The organism is Streptosporangium sp. NPDC053982 (assembly GCF_055585205.1).
Window position 1 is genome coordinate 36,819 of sequence record NZ_JBVJKQ010000007.1, and the last position, 19,409, is coordinate 56,227.

19 protein-coding genes are annotated in these 19,409 nt (G+C 74.0%); 15 read left to right on the top strand and 4 right to left on the bottom strand.

What is annotated here, in order from left to right; all coding sequences use genetic code 11:
* The first annotated feature begins 224 nt into the window (after positions 1-224).
* The 11 genes from ACZ6W9_RS13840 (at position 225) to ACZ6W9_RS13890 (ending at position 12,971) form a co-directional block, all read left to right on the top strand.
* Complete coding sequence (locus ACZ6W9_RS13840; protein ID WP_389962806.1) at positions 225-1,559, top strand: cytochrome P450; 1,335 nt, start codon at positions 225-227, stop codon at positions 1,557-1,559.
* Positions 1,556-2,437: a terpene synthase family protein gene (locus ACZ6W9_RS13845; RefSeq protein WP_389962809.1), complete on the top strand. Its 882-nt coding sequence runs from the start codon at positions 1,556-1,558 to the stop codon at positions 2,435-2,437. Before ACZ6W9_RS13840 ends, ACZ6W9_RS13845 begins: the two co-directional genes overlap by 4 nt.
* Before the next feature lie 53 nt (positions 2,438-2,490).
* Positions 2,491-4,191, top strand: coding sequence for a prenyltransferase/squalene oxidase repeat-containing protein (locus ACZ6W9_RS13850; RefSeq protein WP_389962813.1), 1,701 nt, complete (start codon positions 2,491-2,493; stop codon positions 4,189-4,191).
* A 213-nt stretch (positions 4,192-4,404) separates the two neighbouring features.
* Complete coding sequence (locus tag ACZ6W9_RS13855; protein WP_389962815.1) at positions 4,405-6,927, top strand: sensor histidine kinase; 2,523 nt, start codon at positions 4,405-4,407, stop codon at positions 6,925-6,927.
* A gap of 98 nt (positions 6,928-7,025) precedes the next feature.
* Positions 7,026-7,448, top strand: coding sequence for a roadblock/LC7 domain-containing protein (locus ACZ6W9_RS13860; RefSeq protein WP_362938230.1), 423 nt, complete (start codon positions 7,026-7,028; stop codon positions 7,446-7,448).
* Entirely contained in the window at positions 7,448-7,834 is a 387-nt protein-coding gene (locus tag ACZ6W9_RS13865) for a DUF742 domain-containing protein (RefSeq protein ID WP_362938227.1), read from the top strand. The genes ACZ6W9_RS13860 and ACZ6W9_RS13865 overlap by 1 nt, the downstream gene beginning before the upstream one ends.
* Positions 7,815-8,420, top strand: coding sequence for a GTP-binding protein (locus tag ACZ6W9_RS13870; protein ID WP_362938224.1), 606 nt, complete (start codon positions 7,815-7,817; stop codon positions 8,418-8,420). Before ACZ6W9_RS13865 ends, ACZ6W9_RS13870 begins: the two co-directional genes overlap by 20 nt.
* Positions 8,421-8,637: 217 nt before the next feature.
* On the top strand, positions 8,638-10,665 hold the full coding sequence (locus ACZ6W9_RS13875; protein ID WP_470117971.1) for a CehA/McbA family metallohydrolase: 2,028 nt from the start codon (positions 8,638-8,640) through the stop codon (positions 10,663-10,665).
* A gap of 208 nt (positions 10,666-10,873) precedes the next feature.
* Entirely contained in the window at positions 10,874-11,293 is a 420-nt protein-coding gene (locus tag ACZ6W9_RS13880; protein ID WP_389963559.1) for a hypothetical protein, read from the top strand.
* Between the two features lie 131 nt (positions 11,294-11,424).
* On the top strand, positions 11,425-11,997 hold the full coding sequence (locus ACZ6W9_RS13885) for a phosphatase PAP2 family protein (protein ID WP_389962822.1): 573 nt from the start codon (positions 11,425-11,427) through the stop codon (positions 11,995-11,997).
* Between the two features lie 23 nt (positions 11,998-12,020).
* Positions 12,021-12,971, top strand: coding sequence for a hypothetical protein (locus tag ACZ6W9_RS13890; protein WP_470117974.1), 951 nt, complete (start codon positions 12,021-12,023; stop codon positions 12,969-12,971).
* 159 nt (positions 12,972-13,130) lie between these two features.
* Here the strand turns inward: ACZ6W9_RS13890 and ACZ6W9_RS13895 are convergent, their stop codons facing one another.
* On the bottom strand, positions 13,131-13,403 hold the full coding sequence (locus tag ACZ6W9_RS13895; RefSeq protein ID WP_470117976.1) for a TFIIB-type zinc ribbon-containing protein: 273 nt from the start codon (positions 13,401-13,403) through the stop codon (positions 13,131-13,133).
* A 46-nt stretch (positions 13,404-13,449) separates the two neighbouring features.
* Complete coding sequence (locus ACZ6W9_RS13900; RefSeq protein WP_470117978.1) at positions 13,450-14,535, bottom strand: phosphotransferase family protein; 1,086 nt, start codon at positions 14,533-14,535, stop codon at positions 13,450-13,452.
* Positions 14,536-14,767: 232 nt separating this feature from the next.
* Here ACZ6W9_RS13900 and ACZ6W9_RS13905 point away from each other — a divergent pair, with 232 nt between their 5' ends.
* The 3 genes from ACZ6W9_RS13905 (at position 14,768) to ACZ6W9_RS13915 (ending at position 17,367) form a co-directional block, all read left to right on the top strand.
* Entirely contained in the window at positions 14,768-15,667 is a 900-nt protein-coding gene (locus ACZ6W9_RS13905; protein WP_470117980.1) for a TIGR03619 family F420-dependent LLM class oxidoreductase, read from the top strand.
* Positions 15,668-15,863: 196 nt separating this feature from the next.
* Positions 15,864-16,673 carry an HAD-IIA family hydrolase gene (locus ACZ6W9_RS13910; RefSeq protein ID WP_389962837.1) on the top strand — a complete coding sequence of 270 codons (810 nt, stop codon included), beginning with the start codon at positions 15,864-15,866 and terminating at the stop codon, positions 16,671-16,673.
* A 55-nt stretch (positions 16,674-16,728) separates the two neighbouring features.
* On the top strand, positions 16,729-17,367 hold the full coding sequence (locus ACZ6W9_RS13915) for a hypothetical protein (RefSeq protein ID WP_389962840.1): 639 nt from the start codon (positions 16,729-16,731) through the stop codon (positions 17,365-17,367).
* A gap of 47 nt (positions 17,368-17,414) precedes the next feature.
* On the opposite strand, the gene ACZ6W9_RS13920 is transcribed toward ACZ6W9_RS13915, so the two are convergent.
* Positions 17,415-17,738 carry a DUF1330 domain-containing protein gene (locus tag ACZ6W9_RS13920; protein WP_389962843.1) on the bottom strand — a complete coding sequence of 108 codons (324 nt, stop codon included), beginning with the start codon at positions 17,736-17,738 and terminating at the stop codon, positions 17,415-17,417.
* Positions 17,739-18,063: 325 nt separating this feature from the next.
* On the opposite strand from ACZ6W9_RS13920, the gene ACZ6W9_RS13925 reads away from it, so the two are divergent.
* Complete coding sequence (locus ACZ6W9_RS13925) at positions 18,064-18,666, top strand: hypothetical protein (protein WP_470117983.1); 603 nt, start codon at positions 18,064-18,066, stop codon at positions 18,664-18,666.
* A gap of 134 nt (positions 18,667-18,800) precedes the next feature.
* Here the strand turns inward: ACZ6W9_RS13925 and arfB are convergent, their stop codons facing one another.
* Positions 18,801-19,223 (bottom strand): alternative ribosome rescue aminoacyl-tRNA hydrolase ArfB, encoded by a 423-nt coding sequence (gene arfB / locus ACZ6W9_RS13930; protein ID WP_470117985.1) that lies wholly within the window; start codon positions 19,221-19,223, stop codon positions 18,801-18,803.
* Positions 19,224-19,409 lie beyond the last annotated feature (186 nt).

A 19,409-nucleotide genomic window follows, 5' to 3' on the forward strand; every position in this document is an offset into this window, starting at 1 on the left:
CGCGGGAAGGTCGCGCGAGGGCTGCCCTCCGGCAGGTCCTGACCTGTTCCTTCCGCGCGGGAACCGGCCGTGGCGAGGTGGCCGGACCCCGCTCCCGGATCCCGTACGGCCCGCACCGCCATGGGCGGTCTCGTGCTGCGCGGATTCGGGGCGCCGGTGGGGAGACCTTGGCGATGCCGACAGATGTGGCCGTTTCATCCGCTCGACGGGCGAGGTCCGTTCCGATGCACCGGGCCCTTCCGGCCCTGCTCCGCGACCCCGCGGTCGCCCTGGCGGACCTCGCCCGCCGGTCCGGCGGGGAGGTCGTCCGGCTGGGGCTGGGACCGTTCCGGCCCTACCTGGTCTCCCACCCCGATCACGTCCAGCAGGTGATGCGCCTGGAGTGGACGAACTACCAGCGGGTGGGGATGTTCTGGCGTCCCCTGGACCGGCTCTTCGGGCACAGCATCATGGGTGACGGCGAGCAGTGGCACGTCAGCCGGAAGATCCTGCAGCCGATGTTCACCACCCGGTACATCGCCACGATCACCGAGGAGGTCTCCCGGCGCGTCGCCGGCCGCATCGAGGAGTGGGACGACCTCGCCCGGTCCGGGCAGAGCTTCGACGCCGCCACCGAGATGTCCACCATCCTCACCTACATCGTCAACCGGGTGCTGTTCGGCGACAAGCTGGACCGCAAGGACGGGGAGGACATCATCCCCGCCTTCGACACGGTCGCCAACTCGCTCGTCTACCGGTTCCTCATGCCGTTCATGCCCTACACGATCCGGGTGCCCCGCGACCGGGCCCTGGAGAGGGCCGTCCAGCGAATCGACGACGTCGTGTACCCGATCGTGCGCCGTGCCATGGAGCACCCGGACGACAGCACCGACGTCATCTCGATGCTCTGCCGCGCCACCGACGACAACGGCGACCCGCTCACCGCCAAGCAGATCCGCGACGCCCTGGTCAGCGTCTACGCCGCCTCCTCGGAGACCACCGCGATGGTCATCACCTGGCTGTGGCTGCTGCTGAAGGAGCACCCGGAGGTCGAGGCCCGGCTCCAGGCCGAGATCGACGAGGTGGTCGGCGGCGGCCCGGCCCTGCCCGAGCACCTCCCGCGGCTCACCTACACCCGGATGGCGCTGCTGGAGACCCTGCGCATGTACCCGGCGGGCTGGCTGCTGCCGCGGCAGGTCATGGAGGACGCGGAGATCGGCGGCGTGCGGATCCGGCGCGGCTCGACGGTGTTCATCTCCCCCTACGCCACGCAGCGGCTGGACGCGTTCTGGGAGCGCCCGGACGAGTTCGACCCCGAGCGGTTCGCGCCCGCCGAGGGGGAGCGCAGGCACAGGTACTCCTACTTCCCCTTCGGCGGCGGGCCGCACAAGTGCCTGGGCGAGCACCTGTTCTACGTCGAGGCGCCGCTCGTGGTCGCCTCCATCCTCAGCCGGTACCGCGTGTCGGTGCCCACCCCGGGGCCGTACCCCATGGGCTGGGCGGCCTCGCTGCGCCCGAAGCAGAAGGTCATGCTGAAGGTGTCCTTCACCGGACGCGACCGGGTCGGGGCCGGGCGATGACGGCCGCGCCCGCCCGGGACGCCTGGCCGCCGGCCGCGGAGTGCGGGGCGATCTGCGCCGGGGCCGGCCACGCCCAGCGGGACATGCGCGGGTGGGCGGCGGCCTACCCGGAACTGTTCTCCGCCAAGCCGTTCGACGCCGCCCTGTACAGCACGCTCTCCCTGGCGATGGCCTTCAGCGGGCCGTGGCTCGACGCCGACCGGCTGCGGATGGCCAACAAGGTCACCCTGTGGGCCTTCGGCCTGGACTGGCTCGTCGACTACGTCGCCGACTCCCGGGAGGAGGTCGAGGGCATCGCCCGGCGCTGCGCGGACGTGGCCGCGGGCGCCCCGCCCGTCCCCGGCGACGACCTGACCCGCATGCTGGCGGACATCCGCGACGAGCTGTCCGCCTCGCCCGCGTACGGCGTGCTCGGGCCGGTCTGGCGCGACGAGCTGCGGCGGATGCTGGACGGCATGCTCACCGAGTGGCGCTGGAAGAGCGAGAAGGCCCGGCCCACGCTGGAGGAGTATCTCGCCAACGCCGACAACCTCGGCTTCTCCTTCGTCTTCGCCGCCCACTGGATCCACGTCGCGGACGGCGGGGCGGTGGCGGACGCCGAGCCGCTGCGCGAGGCGAGCCGGGCCGTGCAGCGGGTCATCCGCCTCCTCAACGACCTCGGCACCTACGAGCGGGACGTCGCCTGGGGCGACCTCAACGCGATCCCGCTCGGCGGCGGCCGCGCCGGGATCGAACGGCGGACCGCCGAACTCGCCGCCGACGCCAGGGAGCTCCTGGCCGCGCTGGACGCCCACCCGGAGCTGGCCCGCTACATGGAGCGCCAGATGGACTTCTGCGCTGGGTTCTACCGGGTCGGCGACTACTGGGGGACGCTGTGACCGGCGTCGTGAGCGCTGCGGGCGCCGTGAGCGCTGTGAATGCCGTGAGCGCCGTGAATGCTGTGAGTGTCGTGAGCGCCGCCGGCCGGCCCGCCCCGGAGACGCCCGGCCGGTCTCACGCCCCCGGCGACCTGCCCGCCGCGGCGCGGGAGCTGGTGGCCGGCCTGCTGGCCGAGCCCTGGGGCCAGGTGTCGCCCTCGCCGTACGAGACCGGCCGGGTGGTGAGCCTGGCGCCGTGGCTGTCCGGGCACGCCGGGCGGATCGACTTCCTGATCGCCACCCAGCGGGGGGACGGCGGCTGGGGCCCTCCGGGCCACCACGGCCTCGTCCCCACCCTCAGCGCGGTCGAGGCGCTGCTGGCCGAGCGCCGCCGGGAGTCCTCCGCCGACCGCGACCTGCTGGCCAAGGCCGCCGCCCGGGGCCTCGCGCTGGTGCGGTCCCAGGCGGCCCCGGGCCGGAAGGAACCGCTGCCGGACATGCCGGCGATCGAGCTCATCGTGCCCTGCCTGCTCTCCCTGATCGGCGGTCACCTCGACGCGGAGGACCCGGACACCGCCGGCCGCCTCGGCCCGGCGCCGGGGCCGTTCCCGGGTGCGGACGGCGCCAAGCTGGCCGCGGTCAGGCGGTGGATGGCCTCCGGCGCGGCCGTTCCGCAGAAGCTGGTCCACGCGCTGGAGGCGGCGGGCCCGGAAGGGGCGGCCGCGCAGGGGATCGCCCCGACGCCGATGACCGCGGGGATGGCGGCCGTGGGCGCGTCGCCCGCGGCGAGCGCCGCCTGGCTGGCCGCGGCCCCGCCGGGCGCCGGGCCGGAGGGGGACGCCCCGGCGGGCGGCCCCGGGAACGGCGCGCGCCCGCCCGGCGCGGCGGCCCCGGTGCGGCGGTACCTGGAGGAGGTGGTGTCGGTCTCCGGCGGGCCGGTGCCGTGTGCCCTCCCCATCACCGTGTTCGAGCGCGGCTGGACGCTGAGCTGGCTGCTGCGCGCCGGCCTCCCCGTGGAGGCGCCGCCAGAGCTGGCGGCGAGCCTGCGCGAGAGGCTGGGACCGGACGGGGTCGCCACCGGGCCGGGGCTGCCGGCCGACGCCGACACCACCTCCGTGGCGCTGCACGCGCTGGCGCTGCTCGGCGAGCCGTGCGAGCCCGAGGGGCTGTGGCCGTTCGAGCTGGACACCCACTTCTGCACCTGGCGCGGCGAGGAGGGGATGTCCCCGACGACCAACGCCCACGTGCTCGACGCCTTCGGTGAGTACGTGCGCCGCCGCGGCGGCGAGCCCCGGCACGCGGCCGTCGTCGCCAAGCTCGTCTCCTGGCTGCGCGACCGCCAGGACGGCGAGGGGAGGTGGACGGACCGCTGGCACGTCTCGCCGTACTACGCCACGGCCTGCTGCGCGATCGCCCTGGCCGAGTTCGGCGGCCCGGAGTCGCGGGAGGCGGTCGGCCGGGCCGCGGATTGGGTGCTCGCCACCCAGCGCCCGGACGGCTCCTGGGGCCGCTGGGAGGGCACCGCCGAGGAGACCGCCTACGCACTGCAGACCCTGCTGCTGACCGGCGCCGCCCGCGGGCGGGAGCCGGCCGCGGCACGGCGGGAGCGGGACGCGGTACGGCGCGGCCGCGAGGCGCTGCTGGCCGCCCGGGACCACCGGCCGCCGCCGCTCTGGGTCGACAAGGACCTCTACCTGCCGGTCGCCATCGTGCGGGCGGCCGTCCTGGGGGCGCTCCACCTCTCCGGAGGGGAGACGGGGGCCATGCCGGAGTGAGCACCGGAAAAACCACTGGTGAACCTCTCGAAAAGGACAGACGGGCATTTTTGCTCATGCCTCGCCTTGAGGGTATTTGGGGATATTGCTAGGGTTTGGCGGGTGCATTGGGGATGTACTACTTATCCCTGCAAAGCGGCGACGGCGACGTATATGTGCTGATCGGTCCGCGACGAAACAGCCATTTTTCTGCTTTTTTCCGGGGTTGATGCTATGCGCGTGCGTGATCCACGCCTGCGGACCAAGGTGACGGCGCTGCTGGTATCACTTGTCGCACTCTGGGCGTTCACCGCGTGGGTGACCGTCCGGGACGGCGTCAACATGCTGGGCGTCGCCACGCTCAGCACCGAGGTGGCCGACCCCGGCGAGCAGCTCATCGTCGCCCTCCAGGCCGAGCGCCGCCTCACCGCAGTCACCCTGGGCAGTGCCGTCGGGCCGCGCCAGCGGCAGCAGGCGCTGGCCGCCCAGCGCGGGCGCACCGACGACGCCGCCGCGAACTTCCGCACGCTCACCTCCGGCCGCGCCGTGGAGCTGCTGGGAAGCGACACGCTCGGCAGGCACATCGGCGAGGTCCGCCGGCTGCTCGACGACCTGACCGCCGCGCGCGGGGCGATCGACGGCGGGCAGATGGACCGCGCCCACGCGGTCGCCATGTTCACCGGCGCCGTCGACGCGGTCTTCCGCGTCTACGACTCCATGGCGACGCTGGACGACGAGGAGATCGCCGGAGACACCCGGGCACTGATCAGGATGAACCGGGCCCGCGACCTCCTGGCCCAGGAGGACGCCCTGGTGGCCGGCGCCCTGACGGCGGGCCGGCTCACCGGCGCCGAGCGCGTCCAGCTCACCCAGCTCGTCGGCAACCGGCAGCTTCTGGTGACCCAGTCGATGGACGAGCTGCCCGCCTCCGACCAGGACGCCTACCGGCGGCTGTCCGAAGGGCAGCAGTTCACCCGGCTGCGCTCCCTGGAGACCCTGCTGATCGGCAACGACCAGGCGGTGTCCTCCGGGCTGATCGACGCCCAGCAGTGGAGCGCGGTCGCCCAGCCGGCGCACTCCCGGCTGGCCGAGGTCGTGCTCGCCTCGGGCGCCGGCGTGGTCGAGCGGTCCGGGCCGGTCGCCACCGGCGTCATCGTCCGGCTGGTCCTGGCCGGAGGACTCGGACTGCTCGCCGTCATCGCCTCGATCGTGCTGTCCATCACCACCGCCCGCGCCCTGATCCGGCAGCTGGAGAAGCTGCGCGACGCGGCCCGGGAGCTCGCCGACGAACGGCTTCCCTCGGTCGTCGAGCGGATCGGCCACGGAGAGGAGGTCGACGTCGCGGCCGAGGCCCCCGAGCTGGAGTTCGGCAGCGACCAGATCGGCCAGGTGGGCCAGGCGTTCAACGCCGTGCAGCGCACCGCCATCAAGGTCGCCGCCGAGCAGGCCCAGCTCCGCCGCGACATCGCCGACATCCTGCGCAACCTCGCCCGCCGTACCCAGTCGCTGGTCCACCGCCAGCTCAGCGTGCTGGACGTCATGGAACGCCGGGAGAACGACCCGCAGGAGCTGCGGGACCTGTTCCGGCTCGACCACCTGGCGACCCGTATGCGGCGCTACGCCGAGAACCTCCTGGTGCTGGCGGGCGCCTCACCCGGTCGCGCCTGGCGCGACTCGGTCCCGATGATCGACGTGGTCCGCGGCGCGCTGGCCGAGATCGAGGACTACACCCGGGTGGACGTGCTGCCCCTGGGCGACGCCGAGCTGGAGGGGCGCGCGGTCGGCGACGTCATCCACCTGGTGGCCGAGCTCGTCGAGAACGCCGCGTCCTTCTCCCCGCCCTACACGACCGTGCAGGTCAGCGGGGGCGTCGTGGCCCACGGCTACGCCCTGGAGATCGAGGACCGGGGCCTGGGCATGAGCCCGGAGGACATCGCCGCCGCCAACGAGCGGATCGCCAACCCCCCCGAGCTCAAGCTCGCCGGCAACGCCCGCCTGGGCCTGTACGTGGTCAGCCGGCTGGCCGAGCGGCACGAGATCCGGGTGGCGTTCAAGACCTCGCCGTACGGCGGCACGACGGTCGTCGTCCTGATCCCCCAGGAGCTGGTGAGCGAGGGCGGAGACGGCGGGAACGGCGGGCGGGACAGGCCCGGGGACGCCGGGATCCCCGCCGACGTCACGATGGAGAACGCCGTACGGGTCCCCGAGGCGGTCTTCTCCGCCGCCCCGCGGGCGGGACTCCCCGCCGGGCCGTCCCTGGCGGATCCCTCCTCCGTGCCCGACCCCTCCTCCGCGCCGGGCTCCGCCTTCCGGGAGAGCCCGGCCCGGGAGGCCGTGCGCCGGGCCGTCGGGGCCGTCGGAGCAGCCCCGGCCGCCCCGGCCGCCCCGGCCGGCGTCGAGGATGACATGGACGGCGGAGCCGGCGGATCGGCGGCGCGCCGTACGGCCGCCGCCGCGCCCGCCACGCCTGCGGCGCCGCCGCTCCTGCCGCCGCCCGACACCAGCCACACGCCCGGCGGCCTGCCGCGCCGCGTCCCGCAGACCAACCTCGCGGCCCCCCTCCAGGAGGAGCGCCAGTGGTCCGCCGAGCCCGCGGAGCCGGCCGCGTCCGGCGAGGGCGAGCCCTCGCCGGACGCGATCCGCGCGGCCATGGCCTCCTTCCAGGCCGGCACGCGCCGGGGCCGGTCCGAGGCCGCCCAGCTGCTCTCCGAAGAGGACGATCCGGCCGGCGGCCCGTCGCGGGAACGAGACCGATGACGGTTCCGTGACGACTCCGATCCGCGTCGGCGTCGGGGGCCGCCGCGGCGGGTGATTTACCGCCCTTTCAGCAGAATTAAGCAGAAAGAGGACAACGAGTGGTGCAGGGAACAGGATCTTTCACCGACCTGGCCTGGTTGCTGGACGACCTGGTCGCGAGGGTGGAGGAGGCCGAGCACGGCATCGTCTTCTCCACCGACGGCCTGCTGCTGGCAGCCTCGCGGGGGTTCGACCGGGCCGACGCCGAGCATCTGGCCGCGGTGGGGTCGGCGATCCAGAGCCTGGGCCGGGGGGTCAGCGACCGCGTCGAGGGCGGCGCGGTGCGCCAGACCATCATCGAGATGCGGTCGGCGTACCTGATCGTGACCGCGGCCGGGCAGGGGGCCTGCCTGGCGGTGCTCTGCGCCCACCAGGCCGACGTCGGCCTGGTGGCCTACGAGATGGCCATGCTCGTCACCCGCGTCGGCCAGTACCTCACCTCACCCGCGCGCTCCGACCTCGCCGGGGACGACGGTTCGTGATGCCCGCCTCCGACGAGCATCCCGACACGCAGTGGGTGGGGGATGACGCCGGCGCGATCGTCCGGCCCTACGTCCTCACCCGCGGCAGGACCGAGCCCACCCGTGGCCGGTTCGACCTGATCACCCTGGCGGTGGCCGTGGGCCCCGCCCACGCGGGGGCGGGCGGTCTCGATCCGGAGTGCCAGGCCATCGTGCGCTTCTGCCACCGGCCCCAGTCGGTGGCGGAGATCGCCGCGCACATCAACCTCCCGGCGGGCACGGTCCGCGTCCTGCTCAGCGACCTGCTCGACCAGGGACTCATCGCCACGCAAGAACCTCACTCGGAGACGGACATGCACGACGAGAAGCTCTACAAGGCGGTGCTGGATGGCCTCCGTGCGCTCTGACCGCGAAGCGGGGCGCGTCACGCTGCCCAAGGCGATCAAGATCCTGGTCGCCGGAGGCTTCGGAGCCGGCAAGACGACCCTGGTCGGGTCGGTGTCGGAGATCGAACCGCTGCGTACCGAGGAGACCCTGACCCACCAGGGCATCGGAATCGACGACCTGTCGGGGGTGGAGGGCAAGAAGACGACCACGGTCGCGATGGACTTCGGCCGCATCACCATCGGCGACGACTACCGGCTGTACCTGTTCGGCACGCCCGGCCAGGAGCGCTTCTGGTTCCTGTGGGACGAGCTGGCCCTCGGCGCGCTGGGCGCGGTCGTGCTCGCCGACACCCGCAGGCTGGCCGACTGCTTCCCCTCCCTCGACTACTTCGAGCGGCGCGAGACGCCCTTCATCGTCGCGGTCAACTGCTTCGACGGCGCCCGCCGCTACGACCTCGACGAGGTACGGCTCGGCCTGACCCTCCACGAGGACATCCCCATCGTGATGTGCGACGCCCGCCGCCGGGAGTCCGGCAAGGAGGTCCTGATCACGCTGGTGGAGCACGCAATGCGGATGCGTCTGGGCCCGGCGCCGAGCAGCCGCTGAGCCGGGCTCCCGGCCGCGCGGCCCCCCCGGGACCGCGCGGCGCCGGCCACCCCTGACCGGGGCCGCCGGAACCGGAGGAGGATCGGCAGTTATGGGTTGGCTTCTTTCCCTCTAAGTAGTGATAAATCCTCCCAATGAGTGTGACGGGGCCGTGGCGGTCCGTGTCCGGGTGCCACGATGACGGCGATCGTCAGGCGCCTTCTCACGGGGAGAAACGATGTGTCACGACCCACTCCTGCCGCCCGCCGTCGCCCGGGCCACCGAGGAGTACCGCCGGCTGCTGGCCGAGCACGGCGTCACCTGGGGTGAGAACCCCATCTTCTACGTCAAGTCCATGGCGACCGACGCCTACCTCATGGGCACCGACACCTTCTGGGACGTCTGCCACGCCATGGTCGCCGCCCGCCACCCGGAGCTGTCCCCCCAGGAGCGGCGCACCCGCCTGGTCCGGCTCGACATGGACGAGATCGTGCGCGGCGTCCTGGACGGCCGGGTCCGCGACAACCTCGCCGCGCTCCGCCTCACCCCCGGCGGCCACACCCTGGAGGCGCTCCCGCAGGCCGTTCTGGACGACCGGCCGCTGCGCACGACCCTGCTGCTCGACTCCACCCGCGACGAGAGGACCACCGTCACGGTGGACGGCGAGACCTGCGAGGTCGGCCCGCGCGGGGCCCGGCTGGTCGGGATCACCAGTGCGAGCGAGGTCGTCGCCGACGGCCGCCGCGTGGACCTCTCCGCGCTGACCCGCCCGGCCGCCGCCGCCCGCCTGCGGCTGCGCGCCGGGTTCCCCTGCCGGTGGAGCGTCCACGGCGGGCACGAGCAGGGCTGGTACCCCGAGGGCGCCCCCGCCCGCCGCGACTACCACGTGCTGCCCTACTTCCACGGCGACGACGTCGTGCTGGACGTCCCCGCCGAACCCCTGACCGTGCGGGTGACCCGGGGCATGGAGTACGGCGCCGCCCAGGTGGAGATCACCCCGGCGGCCGGCGAGGAGACCCTGGTCGAGCTGACCCCCGAGCGGCTCTACGACGCCGCCGCGCGCGGCTGGTACGGCGGCGACATGCACGTCCACCTCAACTGGGCCGGGGACACGGTCGGCCTGCCCGAGCACGCCGCCGCCATCCAGCACGGCGAGGACCTGCACGTGCTCAACCTGGTCGCCGGGAACGTCTCCACCCCGCGCGTCTACGACTCCGAGGCGCTGGGGCACTGGGCGGGACAGGACCTGCCGTGGTCGGACGCCACCCACCTGGCCAGGATCGGCGTCGAGTACCGCAACGACCTGCTCGGCCACCTGTACGCCTTCGGCGTCTCGGCCCCGCCGGAACGGTTCCACACCGGATTCGCCGGCGACGCCGACTGGCCGCCCAACGCCGCCGGCTGCGAGGAACTGCGCCGGCTCGGCGCGCTGCTGGGCTACAGCCACCCCTTCCACGCCGCGGTCACCGACGCCGACGGCCCCGAGGCGGGCCTGGCCTCGGGCCGCAACTGCACCGCCCGGGAGATCGTCGCCGACGCCGCCCTCGGCCTGGTCGACAGCCTCGACGTGCTCAGCCAGACCACGATCACCGGACCCGCCGCGATCTACCGGCGGCTGATCGGCGCGGGCAACCGGCTCGCGGTCACCGCGGGCACCGACGCGATGATCTCCTTCACCCGGCGGGGCAACCAGTCCAACCCGCCCGGCTGGGCCCGCGTCTACGCACGGGTGGACGGGCCGCTCACCGCCGCCTCGTTCGCCGAGGCCGTACGGCGGGGCCGCACCTTCGGCACCACCGGCCCCTGGCTGGAGCTGTCGGCCGGCGGCCGGGGACCCGGGGACACCCTGGACCTCTCACCCGGCGACCGGATCCCGATCGTCGTGCGCTCGATCGGCCCCGAGGTGGAGCGGCTGGAGATCCGTACCGCCGACGGCGTCCTGGCCGAGGGACCGCCCGGCGAGCTGACCGCGGAGCTGGTCGCCGGCGACCCCACCTACGTCGTCGCGGTGGCCGTCGGAGGCCCGCACGAGCGCTCGCTGACCGGCGAGGGCGTGTACGCCCACACCAGCCCGGTCTACCTCGACGTGGCCGGCCGCCACGTGGCCAGGCCCGAGGACGTCCGCTGGTGCCTGGACTGGCTGGACGGCCTGGAGGCGATGGTCCGCGACCTCGGGGTCTTCGACCGCCCGGGGCAGCTCGACGACCACCTGGCCCTCTACGAGCGCGCCCGGCGCGTCTACCGCTCCCGCCTCGCCGGCGGCTGACCGCCCGGCCGGCGGCTCCCGGCCCCCGGCTCACCCCCGCCCCGGCTCGCCCTCGCCCCGGTGCTCACCCCCCGCCCCGTCCCGGCTCGCCTCCGTCCTGCCCCGCCCCGGCGCCGTCCGCCGGGGAGGGGACCCCTCCGGACGCCGGGCCGTACGGCGGCGCCCTCCGGGACGACACCCCCGCGGGCTCGCTACGCTGAGCCGGGTGATGTACCGAACGGGGCTGGCCGCCCTGCTGCTGGTGGTGCTGGCCGGGGGCTGCGGCTCCGGAAGCGCCGTCAAGGACGTCGGCACGGTCTTCCACGGGAGCGTCGGCAGGACCGTGGACGTCCGGGTCGCCCCGGGCGCGCGCTTCACGCTGGCGGTGGACGACGACCGGCCCGCCGGCGACGACTGGGAGATGGGCGACCTGCCCGACGTCGCGGTGGCCTCCTTCATCAGCGAGGAGTCCGGCCCCGCCTCCGGCGCCGCGGGTCCGGCCCGCTACTTCGTCTTCAACGCCAAACGGCCGGGCACGACCACCGTCACGATCTCCAACTGCCGCCGCTGCCCGGACGGCCGGACGCCCCCGGACGACGTGAGCAGGCGCGCCTCGGGCGACGCCCTCTTCCGGATCGCCGTCGGCTGACGGCCGGCCGTACGGGAAGCCGGAGGCCGGCCGTACGGGAAACGGTGCGGGAGGACGGTGATACGGCCGGCCAGGTGGGAAGGCGAGAGGCCGCGCGGGAAGGCGAGAGGCCGTACGGGAAGGTGGTGCGCATGCGGGGCATGAGGGTGAGGCCGTGGCTGAGCCGGCTGGACAGGAGGCTCTTCGCCGCGGTGGCGGGGGCGCACCTGCCCGGCCTGGAGCGTTTCGTGCCCGCGCTGTCCCGCGCCGCCGACAACTCGCTGCTGTGGGCCGGGCTCGCCGGGGTGCTGACGGCCACCGGGCGCCGGCCGCTGCGCCGCGCCGCGACGCGCGGCCTGCTCGCGATCAGCCTGGCCAGCCCGCTGGTGAACCTGGTGGGCAAACAGATCTTCGGCCGCACCCGCCCCTCGGCCGAGGGGCTGCCCCTGGAGCGGCTGATCCGCATGCCGGTGTCGACCTCGTTCCCCTCCGGCCACTCCGCCTCCGCCGCCGCGTTCGCCACCGCCGTGGCGCTGGAGGCGCCCGCGGCGGTCGCGGTCCCGATCTGCGCGCTGGCCGCGGGGGTCTGCTTCTCCCGCGTCTACACCGGCGTCCACTACCCGGGCGACGTGCTCGCCGGGGCGGCCACCGGCATGGCGGCGGGGCTGGCCGTCCGGCGGCTGTGGCCGGACGCGGCCGGGGACGCCGCCATTGACGTGCGATGATCTAGCAGGCGATAGTGGGACAGGTGACCACCCCCCGGCTGCTCTCCTGCGTCGTGATCACTGCCCTGGCCCTGTGCGCCTGCACCGCCGGCGAGCGCGAGCCCGCCGCCGGCCCGGCCGCGACCGGCGGGACGGCCTCCTCTCCCGGAACTCCCGGAACGCCGGCCCCCGTCGCGCTGACCGCCGACGCCTACCGGAGCGAACTGGACAAGGCGCGCGGCCCGGTGCGCGAAGCGCTGCGGAAGCTCGCCGCGGCCGACGGGCCGAAGAGCCTCGACGGGCGGCTGGAGCGGGCCTCGACCACGGTGAACGACGCGGTGACCCGGCTGGCGGAGCTGACGCCGCCCGCCGAGGTCAGGGCAGGGCACGACGCCTACCTGACGGCGCTGCGCCGGTTCGCCGCCGCCTTCGACACCGCACGTCAGGAGGCGCAGAACCAGGAGGTCTGCACCGGCCCGGCCGTGCTGACCAGGATGGAGCGCGAGGACGAGCTGCCGGCGGTGCGCGAGGCCGCGCGCTCGCTGAGCGGCTACCCCGCCGACGTCGTGCCGGTCAAGGCGGCCGCGCAGCGCACCCGCCGCCTGCCCAACGGCCGCTACATCCGGTCCGAGAGCCGCACCGGGCGCGGCTACCTGGAGCTGCGCAACGGCAACCGTCAGGACGCCGTCGTCGTCCTGGTGCGGGGGAAGAAGAAGGCCGTCACCGTCTACGTGCGCAAGAAGTCGAAGTTCAAGGTCCGCGGCGTGCGGGACGGCAGCTACAAGGTCTACTACACGCTCGGCGACGACTGGGACTCCCGGGCCCGGACCTTCACCAGGTCGTGCGCCTTCGAGCGGTTCGACAAGGCGCTGCGGTTCCGGACCACCTACAGCGCCACCCAGATCAGCTGGAAGAACTGGACCCTCACCCTGAACCCCGTCGTCGGGGGCAACGCCCGCTCCCGGAAGGTCAAGCCCGGCGAGTTCCCGGCCTGACCGGTCTGACCGGTCTGAGCGCCTCCGGGGCGACGGGGGACGCGCTCGTCCTTCCGGGGCGCGCCCGCCCTGGCCGGATCGGGGAGGGCGGGCGCGGCGGCCGGGGACGAGCGGGCCGGGGCCCGTGACGGGCCCCGGCCCGGTGCAGTCCGCGGCCGGTCAGGTCGAGAAGAGCATGCCCACCCAGCTGCGCTGGCGGTGGTGGCCGTAGTGACCGTGGTGCGGCGCGCCCCAGCCCGGGGCGCCGTGCGGCGGCGGCGGGGGAGGCGGCGGCGCGGAGTGGTGCTGCTGGGACCACTGGCTCTCGATGCGGGTGAGGGTCTCCAGCTCGCCGTAGTCAAGGAAGATCCCTCGACAGCTCTCGCACTGGTCGATGTGGACGCCGTTGCGCTCGTAGGTGCGCATCAGGCCCCGGCACTTCGGGCACTGCATCTGGCTGATCTCCTTGTTGTTCGCGTTTCCTTGGAGTATCCACAACCTACTGCGCGGATGCGCCGTGGCAGGCGTTTCTGGCCCTGGCAATCTTCTCGCACGTGTCGAGGAGGGCGTGCTCGACCTCGTCCAGCGGCCGGCCCGCCCGCTCGGCCTTGTCGACCGCGGCAGCCGCGAGCTGCACGGTCATCGCCTGGGCGGGCAGGTCGAGCCACGGCCACGGGTCGTCGCCCCCGGCTCCGGCGGCGCGTCCCCCGGCCGCCCGGTAGGCGGCCAGGAAGCCGTGCCAGACGGACGGCTCCAGCAGCCCGGCCGCGAACCACGCCGCCGGCCGCGCCAGGTCCCAGGCCGGGTCGCCGGTCCCCATGTCGTCGACGTCGATGAGGATCCACTCGCCTCCGGTGCGGACGAGCTGGCCCATGTGCCAGTCGCCGTGGGCGAGCGAGCCCGTGACACCGGCCGCACCGGCCGCACCGGCCGCACCGGACCGGCCCGGGAGGCCGGCGGCGCGGGGAGTGCCGGGGAGGCCGGGAGCGCCGGCGGAGTCGAGGGGGACGCGGGGGCCGGGCAGCTCCGCGGCGGGAGCGGGGAGGTCTCCGGGGGCGACACGGGGGGAGGCCGGGGAGACGCCGGGAGGGCCGGGCAGGGGCAGGGGCAGGCACGCCAGGGTGCGGCGCACCAGGTCCGCGGCGGGGGAGCGGCCCTCCAGCCGGGCGACCGTCGCCGCGACCCGGGCCGGTCCGCCCGCCGAGGGCAGCGGGGGCAGCGCCCGCGCCGGTACGGCGTGCAGCCGGGCCAGCAGCCGCGCCGCCGCCGTCCACGGGGCCGCGTCCGGGTCGCCCGGATCCACCGGGGTGCCCGCGGGCCACACGGTGACGAGCCTGCCGCGGACGGCGGTGACCTCCTCGGTCACCGGCCCGAGCACGATCCCGCGCAGCGCGGGGTGGGCCGCCGCCCGCACCCGCAGTTCCAGCGGCTCCCGCCGCGCGCCGGGACCGTGCGCCTTGACCACGATGGACCCGGCCCGGACGATCACCACGTCCGGCCGGGTCGGGACGACCTCGGCGGGGCCGTCGCCGTGCCGCTCGGCCAGCCGCCGGAGGTCGTCGATGAGATCGTCGCTGTCGTTCACCCGCCAAGTGAACCACCGGTCTCCGGTCCCGCCGCACCGGAGCCGGAGAGCCCGGTGCGCGGTCCGGACCCCGCCGCGCCGGAGCCGGGAGCGCGCCGTACCGGAGTCCGAGGGCGGGCCGTACCGGAGCCCGAGGCGCGTCGCGCCGGAGCCGGGAGGGCGTCGTGCCGGATGCCGGGCGCGCCGCGCCGGAGCCGCGCCGTGACGTGCCGCGCGGCATACAGTGCGGTGCATGAGGATCGGATTCGCGGTGCCGGTCTCGGGGTCCTGGGCGACGCCGGGCAACATGACGCGGGTCGCCCGCAGGGCCGAGGAGCTCGGCTACCACGAGGTGTGGACCTTCCAGCGGCTGCTGTATCCGCGGGGGCACCCGATGGGCCCGGTGTACCGCAGCGTGCACGACCCGGTGGTCACGCTGGCCTATCTCGCCGGGGTGACCTCCCGGATCCGGCTGGGGGCGGCGGTGCTGAACATGCCGTTCGCCTCGCCCGCGCTGATGGCCAAGCAGCTCGCCACCCTGCAGGCGGTGTCGGGCGGGCGGCTGGACGTGGGGCTCGGGCTGGGATGGCTGCGGGAGGAGTTCGTCGCCTCCGGCGTGCCGTTCGAGCTGCGCGGCCGCCGGGGGGAGGAGTTCCTGTATCTGCTGCGCCGGCTCTGGGCGGAGGACGTCGTCGAGCACCGGGGGGAGTTCTACGAGCTGCCGCCCGTGCACCAGGATCCGAAGCCGCTCACCCCGCCGCCGATCCTGCTGGGCGGGGGCGCGAAGCCGGCGCTGCGCCGCGCGGGGCGGCTGGCGGACGGCTGGATCAGCGCGAGCCGGGAGGACCTCGACGACATCGATCAAAAAATCTACATCGTAAAGGAGGCGGCGCGGGAGAACGGACGCGACCCCGAGGGGCTGCGGTTCGTCACACGATGCGTCACCCGGGTACGACCGTCCGGCGAGGCGGAGAGGGCTCCGATGACCGGCTCGTTCGAGGAGATCCGGCGGGACGTGGCCCGCCTGGAGGCCAAGGGCGTCACCGACGTCTTCCACGACCTCAACTTCGACCCGGAGATCGGCTCGCCGGACGCCGACCCGGTGGAGTCGATGCGCCGCGCAGAGGCGGCACTGGAGGCTCTCGCGCCCTGACCTGCCCGTCTCCCGGTCGCCGGGCCCCGGTCGGTGCCCCGTCCCGCCCGCACCCTGTGTTCCCTGGTTTCCTCGTCACTCCCGGCCCTCGGGACCCGGTCCCGGTGCGCCGGCCGCGTCGCGTCCCGACCTCCCGCGAGCCGCTCGCACCCCTCCTGCCATCCTTGTCCCATTGGACTGTTCGAAGCCCGATGTCATGGAAGATGAGGGAACGGTGGAGATGCGCAAGCCGATCGAGTGCTGGCTGTCGGACATGGACGGGGTGCTCGTCCACGAGGGGCAGCCGGTGCCCGGAGCCGACGAGTTCATCCGGCGCCTGCGCGATTCCGGCAAGCGGTTCATGGTCCTGACCAACAACTCCATCTACACGCAGCGGGACCTGGCCGTACGGCTGCGCGCGGCGGGGCTGGACATCCCGCCGGAGGCGATCTGGACGTCCGCGCTCGCCACGGCCCAGTTCCTCACCCTGCAGCGGCCCGGCGGCTCCGCCTACGTGATAGGGGAGGCGGGGCTGACCACCGCCCTGCACGAGGCGGGGTACGTCCTGACCGACATCAACCCCGACTACGTGGTGCTCGGTGAGACCCGCACCTACAGCTTCACGCAGATCACCCGGGCCATCCGGCTGATCGAGGGCGGCGCCCGGTTCATCGCCACCAACCCCGACCCGGTGGGTCCGTCCACCGAGGGGTCGCTGCCGGCCACCGGCGCGGTCGCCGCGATGATCACGAAGGCGACGGGGGTCTCGCCGTACTTCATCGGCAAGCCCAACCCGATGATGATGCGCAGCGCGCTGCGGGCCATCGACGGGCACAGCGAGAGCACCGCGATGATCGGTGACCGGATGGACACCGACATCGTCTCGGGCATGGAGGCGGGGCTGCACACGATCCTGGTGCTCACCGGCGTCATGGGCGGTGACCAGGTGGACCGCTACCCGTTCCGGCCGTCCCAGGTGGTCAACTCGGTGGCGGACCTGATCGACATGGTCGAGGCGGGGGCCTGACGGGCCGGCCGTACCTGACGGGGGCTGTCATGTTCCGGTGGCACGCTGGGGCGGTATGACGGACGTTTATCTGGAAGCCGGTCCCAAGAAGGTCTTCGCCTGCTCGGTGGAGTGGCCGGGGTGGTGCCGGATCGGCCGGTCGGAGGAGTCGGCGCTGGAGGCGCTGGCGGACTACGCGCCGCGCTACCGGCCGGTCGCCGAGCGCGCCGGGCTGGTGTTCGAGCCGGGCGACCCGGTGGTCGTGGAGCGGGTCCGGGGCACCGACATGACCGACTTCGGGACGATCTGGTTGGTCCCGGAGCTGGACGGCAAGCCGGTGGAGGCGGCGGAGGCGGCACGGGCCGCCGCGCTGGTCCGGGCGGGGTGGGAGCTGTTCGACGAGGCGGCGGCGGCCTCGCCTGAGGAGTTGCGCAAGGGGCCGCGGGGCGGCGGCCGGGACCGCGACAAGATGGTGGCCCACGTGATCGAGGCCGAGCGCTCGTACGCGCGGAAGATCGGGGTGCGGCACCGTCCGTTCCGCGACGCGGAGGGTCTGGCGGCGTTGCGGGCGGACATCTCCGCGGTGCTGGCCGAGCCGTCCGGCGGCGGGCCCGTGGTGCCGGGCGGCTGGCCGGCCCGCTACGCCGCCCGCCGGATCGCCTGGCACGTCCTGGACCATCTGTGGGAGATGGAGGACCGCCGGCCCGCCCTGTGAGCGGGCCGCGCGCCGGTGGCCGGGCGGGACGGACCCCGCCTTCGGGATCAGCCCTTGAGGACGTCGGTGGCGAGGTGGCCCTCGGGCACCCCGTCGATGAGGATGGTGTCGCCGTCGGCGTTGCGGGTGCGCAGCGGCAGGATCTCCCGGTAGGCGGGGGAGTCGTACCAGGCGCGGGCCTCGGCCATGCCGGGGAAGGAGATGGCGATCAGGGCGCCGGGCCAGGTGCCCTCCAGGACCTCGGCGGGCGGGCCGTGGATGACGAAGCGGCCGGAGAAGGGGTCCAGGGTGTCCTGGATCCTCTCGAGGTACTCGGTGATCTCGGGGCCGACCTCGGTCCGGTGCAGGTGGGCGATGGCGTAGGCGGTCATGGGGTCCTCCCTTGGTGGTGACGGCGGCGGGCGCTCGCGCTCCGCCCTCTTCGGTACGGGTCACCACGTTATGAGGGCGGCGGGTGTCCGGAATCTGTCATGCATAGGCAGTTCTCCGGTGCGTCCCGCGCTGGAATCGGTCGCCCTGCCGCGGGGTGCGGCCGCGCCTCGCGCGGGGGGCGGTCTGTCTCCGTCGGGCGACAAATCAGTATTTTTGGAAAATCGTATGCTTTTATCTCTCGTGGAGGGCGGTAAAAGACCTTCCATGTCGAAACAGAGCGAGAATGAGTTTTGACGTCATGCCGGATATCAAGAAGAGGGGCGGGTGAAGGACGATCCCTGCCCGGGTCATTCGGAAAGGGAAGTCATGCTTCATCGGAACATCCGCGATGCCGGGCTGACGCTGTCCGCGGCGGCACTGCTGGCCGGAGCCCTCGCCATTCCGGCGAGGGCCGACGACGCCAGGCGGTCCCCCGCCGGGGAGAGGTTCGCGGGGGCCCTGGATCCCGGCGGCACGACGCCGGGCGACCCGGCGACCGCCCTGAAGGAGTGGGGGGCGTCCCCGGACGGGCCGGTCGAGCCGGGTGGGACGGCCGGGACGGCACCGGGCGGCCCGGAGGCCGCTCTCGGCGACGCCGCCCCGGCCGATCCGGAGTCCGGGCGGAGCGATCCCGCGGCGTCGCCGGACGCCGTGGGAGCGCCCGGCAGGGTGTCGGAGAGCGCCCCGAAATGCGTGCGCTACTCGCATTCCTCGGGAATCATCACACAGACGGTGACAGTCGAGAACCGGTGCCCGTACACCGTTTCCTTCTCGATCAGGAAGGTGGGGCTGGACAGCCCTTGCTACATCGTCCGCCCGGGAAAGGGTAAATGGTTTAAATGGGCTAACGGGGTCGACTTCCAGGGCATCAGATGGGGCTGCGTCTGACCGCTCGTGAAACGGCGGGGACGACTCCCGGCGACCGTCCGCACGGCCGGCTTCGGCCGTGGCGGCGGCCCCATGTTCCCGCCGCGGACCCGTGTCCCGGCCGGAAGCGCGTCCCCGGTGGAGGGGAGCCCGGCTCAGGAGCCGTCGCGGCGCAGGCGCTTGAGCTCCGAGCGCCGCTTCTTGTCGGCGATGCGGCGCTCGACGGCGCCCCGGCTGGGCTTGGTGGGTCGGCGCTTCTTGGCCGGCGGGGCGATCGCCTCGCGCAGGAGCTGGGCCAGGCGCATCCCGGCGGCCTCCCGGTTGCGCAGCTGGGAGCGGAACTCCGAGGCGGTGACGGTGATGACGCCGTTCACCAGGCGGGGGCCCAGGCGGGAGAGGGCGCGGGTCTTGAGGGCCGGGGGGAAGGCGTCGGTGGCGGCGAGGTCGAAGCCGAGCTCGACCCGGCTGTCGGTGGTGTTGACCCCCTGGCCGCCCGGTCCCGAGGAGCGGGAGAAGCGCCAGTGGAGCTCGGCCTCGGGCACGATGACCGAGCCGCTGATCTGAAGCGGACCGGGCATGGCGCTGGCTCCTCATGGCGGGTGCGGGTGGCGGTGGGTTCTCCCCGGGGGAAGGGTTCCAGGATAACCAGCGGCCAAACCCGTCGATCAAGCGATTTATGTCCCATACGGTGTCGACCGGCGGAAGATGCTCTTGTGGCGCGCCGCCGCTTCCGTCACAGTTGCTTGCGGCCCGGTGACCGCCGG

Bases quoted from the DNA above. Each gene is read 5' to 3' on its own strand.
- ACZ6W9_RS13875 (WP_470117971.1), top strand. From the start codon at position 8,638: ATGTGTCACGACCCACTCCTGCCGCCCGCCGTCGCCCGGGCCACCGAG.
- ACZ6W9_RS13880 (WP_389963559.1), top strand. From the start codon at position 10,874: ATGTACCGAACGGGGCTGGCCGCCCTGCTGCTGGTGGTGCTGGCCGGG.
- ACZ6W9_RS13915 (WP_389962840.1), top strand. From the start codon at position 16,729: ATGACGGACGTTTATCTGGAAGCCGGTCCCAAGAAGGTCTTCGCCTGC.
- ACZ6W9_RS13885 (WP_389962822.1), top strand. From the start codon at position 11,425: ATGCGGGGCATGAGGGTGAGGCCGTGGCTGAGCCGGCTGGACAGGAGG.
- ACZ6W9_RS13920 (WP_389962843.1), bottom strand. From the start codon at position 17,738: ATGACCGCCTACGCCATCGCCCACCTGCACCGGACCGAGGTCGGCCCC.
- ACZ6W9_RS13870 (WP_362938224.1), top strand. From the start codon at position 7,815: ATGGCCTCCGTGCGCTCTGACCGCGAAGCGGGGCGCGTCACGCTGCCC.
- ACZ6W9_RS13905 (WP_470117980.1), top strand. From the start codon at position 14,768: ATGAGGATCGGATTCGCGGTGCCGGTCTCGGGGTCCTGGGCGACGCCG.
- arfB (WP_470117985.1), bottom strand. From the start codon at position 19,223: ATGCCCGGTCCGCTTCAGATCAGCGGCTCGGTCATCGTGCCCGAGGCC.
- ACZ6W9_RS13865 (WP_362938227.1), top strand. From the start codon at position 7,448: ATGCCCGCCTCCGACGAGCATCCCGACACGCAGTGGGTGGGGGATGAC.
- ACZ6W9_RS13910 (WP_389962837.1), top strand. From the start codon at position 15,864: ATGGAAGATGAGGGAACGGTGGAGATGCGCAAGCCGATCGAGTGCTGG.
- ACZ6W9_RS13845 (WP_389962809.1), top strand. From the start codon at position 1,556: ATGACGGCCGCGCCCGCCCGGGACGCCTGGCCGCCGGCCGCGGAGTGC.
- ACZ6W9_RS13895 (WP_470117976.1), bottom strand. From the start codon at position 13,403: ATGCAGTGCCCGAAGTGCCGGGGCCTGATGCGCACCTACGAGCGCAAC.
- ACZ6W9_RS13840 (WP_389962806.1), top strand. From the start codon at position 225: ATGCACCGGGCCCTTCCGGCCCTGCTCCGCGACCCCGCGGTCGCCCTG.
- ACZ6W9_RS13855 (WP_389962815.1), top strand. From the start codon at position 4,405: ATGCGCGTGCGTGATCCACGCCTGCGGACCAAGGTGACGGCGCTGCTG.